General features: G+C 47.5%; 8 protein-coding genes. 1 reads left to right on the top strand and 7 read right to left on the bottom strand.

What is annotated here, in order from left to right:
* Positions 1-614: 614 nt before the first annotated feature.
* Together C5O19_RS25380 and C5O19_RS25385 are read right to left on the bottom strand one after the other, a co-directional pair.
* The gene (locus tag C5O19_RS25380) at positions 615-2078 is read right to left on the bottom strand and encodes a RagB/SusD family nutrient uptake outer membrane protein (protein ID WP_104716174.1); all 1464 of its coding nucleotides are present in this window, start codon (positions 2076-2078) and stop codon (positions 615-617) included.
* A gap of 21 nt (positions 2079-2099) precedes the next feature.
* The gene (locus C5O19_RS25385) at positions 2100-5291 is read right to left on the bottom strand and encodes a SusC/RagA family TonB-linked outer membrane protein (RefSeq protein WP_104716175.1); all 3192 of its coding nucleotides are present in this window, start codon (positions 5289-5291) and stop codon (positions 2100-2102) included.
* Positions 5292-5733: 442 nt separating this feature from the next.
* Between C5O19_RS25385 and C5O19_RS25390 the strand changes: the two genes are divergently transcribed.
* Positions 5734-7053 carry an amidohydrolase gene (locus tag C5O19_RS25390; protein WP_104716176.1) on the top strand — a complete coding sequence of 440 codons (1320 nt, stop codon included), beginning with the start codon at positions 5734-5736 and terminating at the stop codon, positions 7051-7053.
* Here the strand turns inward: C5O19_RS25390 and C5O19_RS25395 are convergent.
* From C5O19_RS25395 to C5O19_RS25415, 5 genes are all read right to left on the bottom strand, one after another.
* Positions 7050-7853, bottom strand: coding sequence for an SDR family oxidoreductase (locus C5O19_RS25395; RefSeq protein ID WP_104716177.1), 804 nt, complete (start codon positions 7851-7853; stop codon positions 7050-7052). The two genes, C5O19_RS25390 and C5O19_RS25395, sit on opposite strands and share 4 nt — an antisense overlap.
* 345 nt (positions 7854-8198) lie before the next feature.
* Positions 8199-8930: a LytR/AlgR family response regulator transcription factor gene (locus tag C5O19_RS25400; RefSeq protein WP_317046544.1), complete on the bottom strand. Its 732-nt coding sequence runs from the start codon at positions 8928-8930 to the stop codon at positions 8199-8201.
* Positions 8931-9006: 76 nt separating this feature from the next.
* Positions 9007-10014 carry a sensor histidine kinase gene (locus C5O19_RS25405; RefSeq protein ID WP_165796131.1) on the bottom strand — a complete coding sequence of 336 codons (1008 nt, stop codon included), beginning with the start codon at positions 10012-10014 and terminating at the stop codon, positions 9007-9009.
* A 208-nt stretch (positions 10015-10222) separates the two neighbouring features.
* Entirely contained in the window at positions 10223-11590 is a 1368-nt protein-coding gene (locus C5O19_RS25410) for a HAMP domain-containing sensor histidine kinase (RefSeq protein ID WP_104716179.1), read from the bottom strand.
* Between the two features lie 2 nt (positions 11591-11592).
* Positions 11593-12288 (bottom strand): response regulator transcription factor, encoded by a 696-nt coding sequence (locus tag C5O19_RS25415; RefSeq protein ID WP_104716194.1) that lies wholly within the window; start codon positions 12286-12288, stop codon positions 11593-11595.
* Positions 12289-12419 lie beyond the last annotated feature (131 nt).

The following is a 12419-nucleotide window of genomic DNA, read 5'->3' on the forward strand; positions in this document are numbered from 1 at the left end:
AGCAGATAAAAAAGGGTGATGAAAGCAGAATCTTTCTCGAAGATGAAAACGTGTAGTAGTTAGGCATAGCTTGAATAAATGATGAAGTGAGAAATGACTAAATACTTATATTATTGTTTTTGGATGTGAGTTATTGTACTTAAAAATCAGCCTTCACGAGGAGGTCGTTTAAAAAGGGGCTACAAAATTAGCTGTTTGCTATATATATCCGAATAAAATTCTGTAAAATATTATTTGCGTAGTTATAAGTTGGATAAAAAGGCCAGGGCTGATTTTTTCCAAAATGTCAAAAAATAGCCTTTAAACGCAGAATTTTTGAAAAACTGATGGCTAGATCACCTTAAAACAGACTATATTTTAAAATTTTTAAAGAAATTAAATTTTGATACTGCCGAGGTTGTCCAATGTTTCTTGACTTCAGAAATGCATAAAAAAGCAAAAATTGCTCCTCCAATATGGGTTGAGTATTTAATACTATAAATCAACAATATGCCTGATCTTACGCCTTGGCAGAAAGAATAAGATTCACAGGCAAAAGAAGACGCCACTAACAAGAAAAAAGGCGGCCTGTTCCGAAGAACAAGCCGCCTTAATCAAAGGGAATAGGAAGTAAATTAGTTATCCTTCGCCAGCGGGTTCAGGGCTAATTCAGAAGATGAAATAGGCCAGATGTATCCATTTTCGGACGAACTTTTCGCGGGCACTGTACCCTTGGCCGGAATGGTTTGTAACAACCGCATCAGATCATTGTTGCGTAAGCCTTCACCCAGAAACTCAATTCTTCTTTCGAGCAGAATGGCATCGATAAGCTCTGTAGCTGAGGCAAAACTTGCCGTTGTAAATGTAGTCGTTGCATCCGAACGGTTGCGAACGGCATTAAGTAGAGCTACCGCCTGCGGATCTACGCTGTTTGTCGTACGCGTGCGGGCTTCGGCTAGGTTCAGCAGTACTTCGGCGTAACGAATGACCGGTACATAATCCGTATACGGGCTGGGGGCTTTGTACTTCGTCAGCCATCGTTTTCCATTGCTGGTAGTCGCAACAAATGAACGTCTGGTGTCACTCGCTTTCCAGTTCGTATTTGCAATAATGCCACTTGGATTAAGCGAATACTCCTGGTTCCCAACTCCACCGTTTGCTGCCGTAGGTGAAAAATAGTACCCCAATTGGTTTTGCGTTCCTGGATTATCTCCTCCCGTAACCGTCATGGGTAGCGAGAAGATGGATTCCGTGGTGGTATAGTTCGTGAATACCGTCGTAATGTTCGACTGTAAGGCATGAGCTACACCCGTTGGAGATGTAAACGGAGCGGCGGACGTCACAATCTTATTCGCTTCCGTAACCACTTTCGCGTAATCCTGCATGCTTAAATACACCCGGGTTTTCAACGCAATCGCCGTGTTTTTGTGAGCACGGGTTGTATTAGTAGCCGCAGGAGAATACGAAGCAGGCAAGTTGGCTTCAGCCTCGTTCAAATCAGCTAACACTTGCGTATATACTTCGGCTACCGAACTTCTGGCCAGAGCGGACGATCCCGAGGTCGAGATCCCCGTTAAGCGTAAAGGCAAGCCTGGGTTATTCCCTTTATTATCGGCATAAGGACGGGCATAGAACTGCAAAAGGCTGTAGTAACTCAAGGCCCGAATCAACTTGGCTTCGGCTAGGTACTGAGCAGCCGTTTCGGCTCCAACCAGAGCACTTCCGCCAGCATTCATACCATCAATAAACAGGTTACACCGGTTAATAGTCAGGTACGCATAGGACCAGAGGTTCGTAACTGCCGTCGTACTGTTGGTCGCGTTGAGAGCCCATACGTCAGAGCCCGTAATCAGGTTAGACGTTTCGTTGATAAAGTCTTCCCCCCGAATGTCTCCGTAAATAACGTACCGGCCGCCATAGAAGTTACCTGCCTTCAGGGCTGCGTATAAGGAGAGTAACTGCGTATTAACCCGGCTGGGCGTACTCAACGATTCGTCAATAGCTACCGACGTTTCGGGTGTAGGGGAAAGATAATCTCTATTGCAGGCACCTAATCCGGTCAGGCAAAGAATAGAAGCGTATATGAAGTGCTTTTTCATGAAAGTCTCGTCTGTTGATAATTAAAAACCAGCTTTAAGTCCAATCGTGATGGTACGGGCATTACCCACGGTGTTCCGGTCAACGCCCTGACCCGTAGTGCTGTTACCGTTCGAAGATACTTCCGGATCAGGACCAGGATACTTCGTCCAGATGGCCAGATTTTGTCCGCTGGCGTATACCCGCAGGCTGTTCATTTTTAGTTTCGTGGCCAGTGAAGAAGGCAGCGTATAACCTAAAGTCAGGTTACGTAGTTTCAGGAAGTCACCTTTGAAGACGTTGATGTCCATGGGCATCGCTGAACCGTTGGATACGTTATCACCGTATACCGGACGGGCGTATTTTTTACCTGCGTCTCCTTCCTGCATCCAGGCATCGGTCAGAACGTCTGAGTGATTATTCCACCAACGCTGATCGTGCAGACCTGCATTCGTACCGTAGTATACGTTGAAGCCTAACTGATACGTCAGCATGACACCCAAATCGAAGTTTTTGTACTTGAAGTTGTTATCCCAGCCGCCGTACTGCTTCGGTACTACGTTCGCGTACATTACCCCGTCCGCTGCCTGCGTAATCGACGTTCCACCGGTTGGGCTTACGTAACGGGTGCGTCCATCGGGAGTAGTCGAGTAATTGAACTGGCCCGAAGGAGCGTAGTACTGATAGTAAACTTTGTCTCCCTGCGAGTTCAGGAAAATACGCTTACCCGTAGACGGATCTACGCCTGCTGTACGTACTACCCACAAGTAACCCAGTGAATAGCCGGGAGCCGTTTGGTTGACCGTTTCAGAGCCACTCGTTCCGGTTTGCAGTACATTGATTCCCGGAGCTAAGGCCGATACTTCGTTTTTATTGAACGTGATGTTAAAGTTGGAGTTCCACTGGAAGTCCGGCGTATTAATGATACGGGCGTTCAGGGCTACTTCCAGACCTTTGTTGTACATGGCACCTACGTTCAACGGAGGACCTACGTTGGGTCCAATGTTTGAACTGGTCGGCAAACCCGTCGAAGGAGCCTGAGCTACGTACAGAATCAAATTGTCAATATCATTCTTGTAATACGCGATTTCTGCCGTGATACGGTCATTCAGAATACCCAGGTTCAGACCAACGTCGGTTTTCGTACTGGTTTCCCATTTCAGATTCGGGTTTCCTACGCTGTAAAAACCTAACGTAGCCAGTCCTCCGTAATAACCAGAGGTATACGTTGAATACGGGCTGTAATCACCAATACCACCGATATTACCTACTTTACCGTAGCTACCCCGAATCTTGAAGCTGCTGAAAATCCGATCGAGTTTAGCGGCTGACCAGAAGCTCTCCTGCGTAATTTCCCAGCCTGCCGAGGCTCCCCAGAAGGTACCTTTTTTCTGACCAAGAGCGGAGTATTCGTCCTGACGAAGGTTACCACTCAGATAATATTTCTCTTTGTAGTTGTAAGATAAACGGCCGAAACCTGACAGCAGGTAATTTTCACCGTAGGTCAGACCTGCCGTGTTGTTATTCACCCAGCCCGCCTGAAGCTCCGTATACGAAGCATCTGACAGCCCCTGACGGTTCAGACCGAAGCCCCTTGACGTTGTACGCTGTTGTTCCTGACCAATCAACAGGCTGAAGTTATGCTTGCCAAACGAGCGGTCGTACTGAGCGGTGTTGGTCCACAACCAGGTTTTGTATTTAGCGTAAATACCGGTGCCGTAGCCATTGTAAGAGTAGCCATCTCCCGTAACCGGAGACCAGAATGTATCATTATCTATCAGCATGTAATCAATACCGTAGCTACTTTTCAGCGTCAGTCCTTTCACCGGATTAAACTGAATGTAGGCGTTGGATTGAATGTGGCTGTTTTCGGAGTTCGAACGGTTCAGGTTGAGCAAAGCAACGGGGTTGTAATACGACAGGTTAGAAATACCGGCGATGTTACCTGCAGAACCAACCGCTGCTCCGTTAATATTGAGGGTACCGTCATTGTTGTAAGGAGCAATGATCGGAGGCAGTACAATAGCCAGACGTCCTAAACCAGAGGTGTTGAACGCTTCGCCACTGAGGGAACCAGAAGACGTAGCAGCCAAGTTTCTTTCGTTGGAATAAGAGATTTTACCACCGATCGTAACTACTTTGTTGAGCTTGCTATCGACGTTGAACAACGCATTCAGACGCTCGAAATCGTTTTTACGGATGATACCCTGTTGGGACGTGTAACCCGTTGAAAAATAGTAGTTTGTGTTTTCACTACCCCCGGATACGTTCAGGTTGTGGCTATGCGACACCCCCTGACGGTACACCTGATCCTGCCAACGCGTATCGATTGGGTTTCCGTTCGCGTCGTTCGTTTGGGTATATTTGATTGCAGAGGCCGTGGGGTTGTTGGCAACCGCTCTCGTTTTGAAATCAATGTATTGCTGGGCATTCAGCATGGAAGGCAGACGATACGTATTATTGAAGCCTACCCATCCATCGTAGTTCACCCGTACTTTGCCGGATTTACCGCGTTTCGTAGTGACGAATACTACGCCATTGGCAGCCCGGCTTCCGTAAATAGCGGTAGCCGCCGCGTCTTTCGCTACGTCAATACTTTCAATATCATTAGGGTTGATACTAGCCAGTGGGTTACTGGGAGCATTTGTGGAGCTATAGTCGCCCGTAAACGTAGGGACACCATCCACCACTACCAGCGGATAAGAGCTCAACGAAATCGAGTTTGTACCCCGAATCCGGAATACGGGTGGAGCGTTCAATACGCCACTGGGTACTGTAATCTGAACTCCAGGGGTACGACCTCCAAGTGCTGATTCGAAGCTCTGGTTAGGCAATTGAGCAATTTTCGAACCAGATACGGAGCCAATACTACCCGTTGCATCTCGTTTGGTTTGTGTACCATAACCAATGACCACCACTTCTGAAAGTTCATTGGAATCCGTGGTCAATTGTACATCAATGACGCTTCTGGAGCTGATGGCAACTTCCTGTTTCTGGAAGCCAATGGAGCTGAAAACCAGCGTCGTACCGCTCGATGGGATACTCAGGCGATACTTCCCATTTGCATCCGTAGTCACTCCCTGAGAAGTTCCTTTCACCGTTACACTTACACCTGGCACAACACTGCCATCGTCAGAAGTAGTGACTACACCAGTCACCACCCGGTCCTGTGCATAGGCCGTCAGGGTTACGACGGTTAGCCACAGTACGTTTAGAAAGAGTACAAATCTCTTCATTGTTGTAAAGGAATTGGTTAAGAATAGATAGTGGGTAATCAATTGTTTTCGGGGAATCGCCAGAGGGACAACCTAGCTCCTGTCGGTAAGCTTGGAAAATAGAATCCTTGCTCAAGCCGAAGGAGTGCCTGAGTAATACTAAAAGAGCTGACGACGATTAGAGGACCAAACAGCCGCGAAGACTCGGCTTTGGTTTAGTATACGTAACGTAAGAGGTAATCATGATGTTGATGAAGTTTTGGTTAAGGAATATTGCAATGGACTGCAAAAGTATAAGCTTTATTTTGCCAAACAAGAGGAAAGTGTTTTTTTTACTAAAAATCATGTATTTTTTTGTTATAATTCCTGTAAATACCTGATTTCATTGGTGAAAAAGCAGGTAAGGCGAAATTATATTTTGTATTCACTGTTGAAATTAAGCGTATTCTGATCGAAGAAAACTATGAAAAATTCTATTTTGGCCGCTTTGTTATTGATCTCTTTTGGGAGTCACGGTGCTGTAGATCCCGTTAAGAAACGGATGGACCAGATGGCCAAGGAGATCGAGAAAAAAGTGATTACTTGGCGTCGGGATTTTCACGAACATCCGGAGCTTGGAAACCGGGAATTCCGTACGTCCGAGAAAATAGCGACTCACCTGAAGGCTCTGGGACTAGATGTGAAAACGGGCGTTGCCAAGACGGGCGTCGTAGCGATTCTGAAAGGCGGCAAACCCGGCCCGGTCATTGCCTTACGGGCGGATATGGATGGCTTACCCGTAACGGAACGTGTAGACGTTCCCTTCGTATCAAAGGTTACGACGGAGTACAACGGCCAGCAAACGGGGGTCATGCACGCCTGCGGTCACGATGGCCACGTGGCCATTCTGATGGGCGTAGCCGAAGTACTGGCCGGGGTAAAGAGTGAGGTGAAAGGAACCATCAAATTTATTTTCCAACCCGCCGAAGAAGGAGCTCCGCAGGGCGAAGAAGGCGGAGCGGCTTTGATGATTAAAGAAGGCGTACTGGAAAATCCTAAAGTAGATGCCATTTTCGGCTTACACCTCAATGCTCAGACACCTATTGGGCAGATCAAATACCGGCCCGGCGGTACCATGGCTGCTGTTGATTTCTTCAGTGTAAAAGTAAAAGGGAAACAATCGCACGGAGCGTACCCCTGGTTAAGTATCGATCCGATTGTAACGGCTTCTCAGATCGTTAACAACCTGCAAACCATCGTTAGTCGTAAATTGGATCTGACCAGCGGAGCAGCTGTGGTCACGGTCGGGGCCATTCACGGAGGCATTCGGCAGAATATTATTCCCGAAGAAGTGAATATGATGGGAACCATTCGCTACTTGGATGCTCCGATGCAAAAGGTGATTCATGACAACCTTCGGCAGGTGGCCGAAAAAACGGCCGAAAGTCAGGGAGCCAAAGCGGATGTAAAAATTGATGTCATGTATCCCGTTACCTACAATGATCCGACCCTGACGGATCAGATGGTTGGTTCGCTGGAGGAAGTAGCCGGGAAAGACAACGTTCTGCTGACGCCCGCGGTAACCGGAGCCGAAGATTTCTCCTTTTTCCAGCAAAAAGTACCCGGACTGTTTTTCTTCCTGGGCGGAGCTCCGCTTAACAAATCCCAGGCTCAAACCGCTCCACACCATACGCCGGACTTTTACATTGACGAAGGTGGATTTGAACTCGGCATTCGGGCTTTCTGTCATTTGGTCGTAGACTACGCCGAACAGCACAAGTCGGCTAAAGTCAGCAGTCGTTAGGAGTAAATTTTGTAGTTACGAATCATCAACCACAACAGGCCGGGTGCGTATCGTTTAAGATAAGCCCCGGCTACTTCTTTTAGTCCTCCGATGTATACTTCCCGTTTTCGGGAGCGGAGGGCTTTTAGGATACGTTTGGCACATACATCGGCGGGGATGCCCCGGGCTTGGTTTTCGTCCATTCGGTTATTGGCTTCACCACGACCGTTCAGAGCATTAAGTGAAATAGCGGTTTTGATGTAACCCGGACAAATGATGGTTACCCAAAGTCCTTCCCGCCAGACTTCGGCCCGTAGTGAATCAAAGAAGCCGCGGATGGCGAATTTAGAGGCGGCATAACTCGTCCGCATGGGCGTTGCGACGTACCCGGCAATGCTTGAAATGGGTACAATCAGGCCACTTTTCTGAGCTAGTAGTGTAGGTAATACCGCTTTGGTGAGAGCAACGACGCCGAAATAATTGACCTCCATCAGCCGACGATCAACATCAATAGAACTTTCCAGAGCCAGTGACCGCTGACTAATTCCCGCATTCTGTACCAGAACATCGATACGGCCAAAGGTTTGTATGACGTCCTGAACGCAAGCCGTAAACGTATCCGGCTGACTCATGTCCATCACCACAATCCGGATGCGGTCGGCGGGCAGGGCCAGCTCCTGAGCTACCCGCTGTAATTCGGTTTCTCGCCGGGCTGAAAGTACCAGCCGACTCCCCTCGCGGGCGAAGGCATGAGCTAAGGCTTCGCCAATGCCTGAAGAGGCTCCCGTAATCCAGACGACCTGATCCCGAAACGTTGACATACCGTAAAAAAGGTTTGTATGAAAGCGGTAAGTTAGGTACAAAAAAGAACCGTCGCTCCAAAGAAGCGACGGTTACTCTCACCCCAAAACTTAAACTACCCACAAGGGGATTTCTTTTTCGGCTCTTGCTCGTAGCAGTTGCCGGGCTATGAAAATCAGCGAATAATCGAATTTGAAAAGGGCACGCCCGTAAGAGGCTGCGGAATCCTAAATCAAATAAAAATCAATCTGAGCGGAAAGCTACTAGCGTAAAAATCGGAAATATACTCCCTTCAATTTTCTGCCGATCAGATCGTATAAAAGAGAGATAAGACGAAAACTTTTTCAGTCTTATCAAAAGCGAACTCATTCAACTTTACCCGCATTGATGGCTTTAAATAAGGCCTCTCCGTACGATTCACTAATGGGAATATGAACCTGACCAATTTTGATTCGTAGGTTACGAATCGATTCAATTTTATCAAATGCAATGATGAATGATTTATGAACGCGTAGAAAAGGACCGCTGGGTAACTTTTCTTCCATGGCTTTCATGGTCAACCGCGTAATTACCGGACGACTCTGTCCTTCAAGATAAATTTTCACGTAGTCCTTTAATCCTTCTACGTAAAGAATATCGGCAATACGGATTTTTACTAACGAATAATCGGCATTGACAAACAGGTATTCCTGAGCGGGAGCGGGCGTAGGCTCGACTACCGCTGGTGTTTCCTGATGACGTAAATTATGGAGTTCGTACGCTTTATTGACTGCTTTTAAAAAACGTTCAAAAGATACGGGCTTGAGCAAATAATCAAGTACATCGAGGTTAAATCCTTCCAAGGCAAACTCTTCGTAAGCCGTTACGAAAATGACCATCGGAGCCTGCGTCATGCTCTGGACAAACTGTACACCGCTGATGCCCGGCATCTGAATATCCAGAAATAAGAGATCAATCGGTTGCTGTTGCATCACCTCCTGAGCTTCGAAGGCATTTTTACAACGCTTCACTAAGTTCAAAAAAGGTACTTTGCGTATGTTATCTTCCAGTAAGTCAAGGGCTAAGGACTCATCGTCAACGGCGAGGCAGTTCATCATGGTTTCGTTTGTTTTGGGTACACCGCAAAGGTAAATACTTCGATCCACTACTGATTCATTTCGAAAACGAATCCGGCTAGTGATTCACGACTTCTTTCCAGGAGCGGTCTTTGAGGGGATGGTCGTTGGTAAAGTGCAGGGTAAGTTTTACTTCGTACCAATCCGAATTCTCATCAATAACCAATTCATGCGATTCGGGGTACAACAGGCTTAAGCGGCGTTTCACATTCGGCAAACCAATGCCCGAACTGCCGTCTTTGACTTCCTTAAACCGACGATTTACCTTGTTTCGTACCGTAAAGATCAGCGTATGATCCTTGGAGTCGAGTGATACTTCAATCACCGGATCACTAATGAGTCCAACTCCGTGTTTAAACGCATTTTCAACGAAGGGAATTAGCAGCATGGGCTCAATTAGCTGGTGCGTGAGCTGATTATCCGCGTGGAAATGAATCTTTACATCGTTACCAAAACGAATTCGCTGTAAATCGATGTAATTGTTGAGGTACTTGATTTCTTTTTCTAACGAAACCCGCGAACCATTCGACTCGTAAAGCATATACCGCATCAAATCCGAAAGTTGAATGACTACGGGTTCAACCATATCCGATTTCTTGCGAGAAAGGGATACGATACTGTTGAGCACGTTAAACATAAAGTGCGGACTAATCTGCGAGCGCAAAAAACTTAATTCAGACTTGAGCCGTTCATTTTCCAATTCTTTCCGCTCTTGTTGATCCGAGAGATAATCACTCAGTAGCCGATAAATCGTGCTAATGGCTAGGATGAAAAAAACCGGGAAAAGGGTGTAGAAGGTGATACGGGCGGAAGGAAGTTCGGGAAAGAAAACGTAATTGCGTAAGCTTAGATTAATGGACAGAACTGCCGTTACTGAAAGCAAAATATAGGCGAGGTAATACCATACGCCCTGACGCTGTAATACGCGGGGAATGAGAAAATTGGCGTTAATGTAAAACAGCGGAATGGTGAGCATCTGTAATAGAATCACCACCTCATCCGGTACCTTTACCTTGGGCGTACCCGGCGGGTTTTGGGGCGAACGAAGCAGAAATGGCAAGGACATAAAAAATGCCCAGAATGCCAGGTGCATCAGCCCGGTCAACGATTGAGTAAAGGTTTTATTCTTAAATTCTCGCACAAGTCGTCCGTGTGTTGTTGTACACTAAAGTACGAAAGTACATTTCGTATCAAATTTCAAAGCGGCGAATATGCTGATTACCGGGATAAAGTTCGCATTTCGAGCGATGTTAAAATAAACCAGTAAAGGCCCTTTAGCTCAGGGGTAATCGAACGGTAAAGGTACTCCCCTGCCCCAGGGTACTTCGGAGGGAAATACTGCCTCCGTGCCACTCGACAATGCGTTGACTTACGGCCAGTCCAATGCCGTATCCACTATAAATTAACGCGTTATTGGCTCGGAAAAAAGGTCCGAACACGCGTTCCTGATCTTCAGGGGGTATGCCGATGCCTTTATCTTCAATGTCTATCAGACAATGGCTAGCATCACTTCCGATCCGAATGAATGCTTCGTGCGTAGGCGAGTACTTGCAGGCGTTGTCAATCAGATTCGTAAAAAGAGTCTTCAGTAAGGCTTCATCACCAGGTACCAGTAGCTCCCGGCGTTCATCGAGTATGGGCTCAAAGACCAGCTTTTGAGCTTTTCGCAAAGAACTGAGTTCGGCATAAATGTCCAGCAATAATTCAGGAATGGAAATCAGTTTCCGGCGAAGTACCGGGTCCAGCGGACGGGCCAGTTGCAGGAGGCCATTGGTCAGCCCAATGAGACGTTGCGTATCCTGAAATAAATCCCGGAGGATCAATCGATATTCTTCCGAGGATAAAGCTTCTTCCAGACCCGACTGAATATCGGTTTTCATGGCCGCCAGGGGCGTTCGAAGCTCGTGCGAAGCGTGGGATACAAAGCTCTTCTGTTGTTCAAAAGACAGATTAAGCCGGTTGAGCATCTGGTTGAAGTTGATCGCCAGCTGAGCCATTTCGTCCCGCCCATTGCCTTCCGGAAGACGCTCTTTCAAATTCTGGGCCGTAATCTGCTGAATCTGGGTATTGATCGTGGCGATGGGCCGTAGAAACAAACCCGCCAGCAGGCCACTGACAACTACAGTCAATCCTACGCCTACGACCCAGCAGATCATCAGCGTGTTTCGTAGATAAATAAGTTTGCTTTTGCCGAATTTGTCGTAGGCCGAAGCCATCACGACGTATTCACTGCCCGAAGCTTTCAGACTTGAGGGCAGAGCCAGAGCAATCAGGTCAATTTTAGCCGAACTCTGCTCCACCCGCTTTTCCTCGCGTACTTCAGCCAGTAAGGCGGGATCATACTGGGGCGGTTGATCATCCAGACTCGAATACAGTAACCGATTATGCTCGTCGAAAACGAGAACCTGTTCTTCGAATAAGGATGTCAGCGAATTCTGATCGATGATTTTCAGCAAATCATTATCGATTTCCTTGACATCCATCAGATAGCGGGCCGTCGTACGAGCCTTATTTTCCAGCCGGCCCAGAAACTCTTCTTCGCGGTACGAAGCGGAAATCTGATAGATCACGGCCGAAAATAAGGTCAGTAATCCGGCTACGACCAGTGAAAACAGCAGAGCCAGTTTGTAGCGAATGAACATGATTAATACTCGGGCCGGAGAATGTATCCCTGGCTGGGTTTGGTATGAATGAGCTTGGGTTCGTAGGGACGATCGACTTTCTTCCGCAGGTAGGCAATATACACCTCAACGATGTTGGTACCCGGATCAAAGTTCAGGCCCCAAACTTCTTTCAGCAGTTCCATTTTGGTGATAAGCTGATTCTGATGCAGCAGCAAGTATTCCAACAACGCGTATTCCTTGGCGGTCAGCTCCAGCTTTTCGCCATCCCGGGTGACGGTTTTGCTCAACAGGTTCATTTCCAGATTGGCGATCTGAAGCCGGGTTTGCATCGGAATCTCGTCCATAAACTCATTCCGGCGAAGCAGGGCCAGCATACGGGCGTGGAGTTCACGAATATCGAAGGGCTTCGCCAGGTAATCGTCCGTACCCTGCTCAAAGCCCCGCAGGCGATCTTCTGTATCATCCAGAGCCGTAAGCATCAGAATGGGTAGTCGCGGGCGTTGCCGACGGAGTTCACCGCAAATGGCATAGCCATCCATACCGGGCAGAACTACATCCAGAATAACAAGATCGTACCGCTGGCCCAGGGCCGCCTGTAAGCCGGCCGTGCCGTCAAAAACCGGCGATACTTCATAACCCTTACGGGTGAGCGTTCGCGAAATGCTTTCGGATAAACGCTGATCATCTTCGACTAAGAGTATTTGTTTGGCAGACATAGTGGACATCGGTTTGGGGTGCTTCCTTTTTTCTGGAACGGCCTGCGGTACTTTCGCCGTATCTTTGCCGTTCATTCATTTCCATTCATTCAGAAGAAATCCGAACGCAGGTATCGCGATTGCCTTCTTAC

Origin of the sequence: Siphonobacter curvatus, assembly GCF_002943425.1 — a bacterium.
In the GTDB taxonomy this organism is placed as follows: Bacteria; Bacteroidota; Bacteroidia; order Cytophagales; family Spirosomataceae; genus Siphonobacter; species Siphonobacter curvatus.

Excerpts from the sequence above, each read along its gene's own strand:
- C5O19_RS25410 (WP_104716179.1), bottom strand. The coding sequence starts at position 11,590 with ATGTTCATTCGCTACAAACTGGCTCTGCTGTTTTCACTGGTCGTAGCC.
- C5O19_RS25385 (WP_104716175.1), bottom strand. The coding sequence starts at position 5,291 with ATGAAGAGATTTGTACTCTTTCTAAACGTACTGTGGCTAACCGTCGTA.
- C5O19_RS25390 (WP_104716176.1), top strand. The coding sequence starts at position 5,734 with ATGAAAAATTCTATTTTGGCCGCTTTGTTATTGATCTCTTTTGGGAGT.
- C5O19_RS25380 (WP_104716174.1), bottom strand. The coding sequence starts at position 2,078 with ATGAAAAAGCACTTCATATACGCTTCTATTCTTTGCCTGACCGGATTA.
- C5O19_RS25405 (WP_165796131.1), bottom strand. The coding sequence starts at position 10,014 with ATGTCCTTGCCATTTCTGCTTCGTTCGCCCCAAAACCCGCCGGGTACG.
- C5O19_RS25400 (WP_317046544.1), bottom strand. The coding sequence starts at position 8,930 with ATGATGAACTGCCTCGCCGTTGACGATGAGTCCTTAGCCCTTGACTTA.
- C5O19_RS25395 (WP_104716177.1), bottom strand. The coding sequence starts at position 7,853 with ATGTCAACGTTTCGGGATCAGGTCGTCTGGATTACGGGAGCCTCTTCA.
- C5O19_RS25415 (WP_104716194.1), bottom strand. The coding sequence starts at position 12,288 with ATGTCTGCCAAACAAATACTCTTAGTCGAAGATGATCAGCGTTTATCC.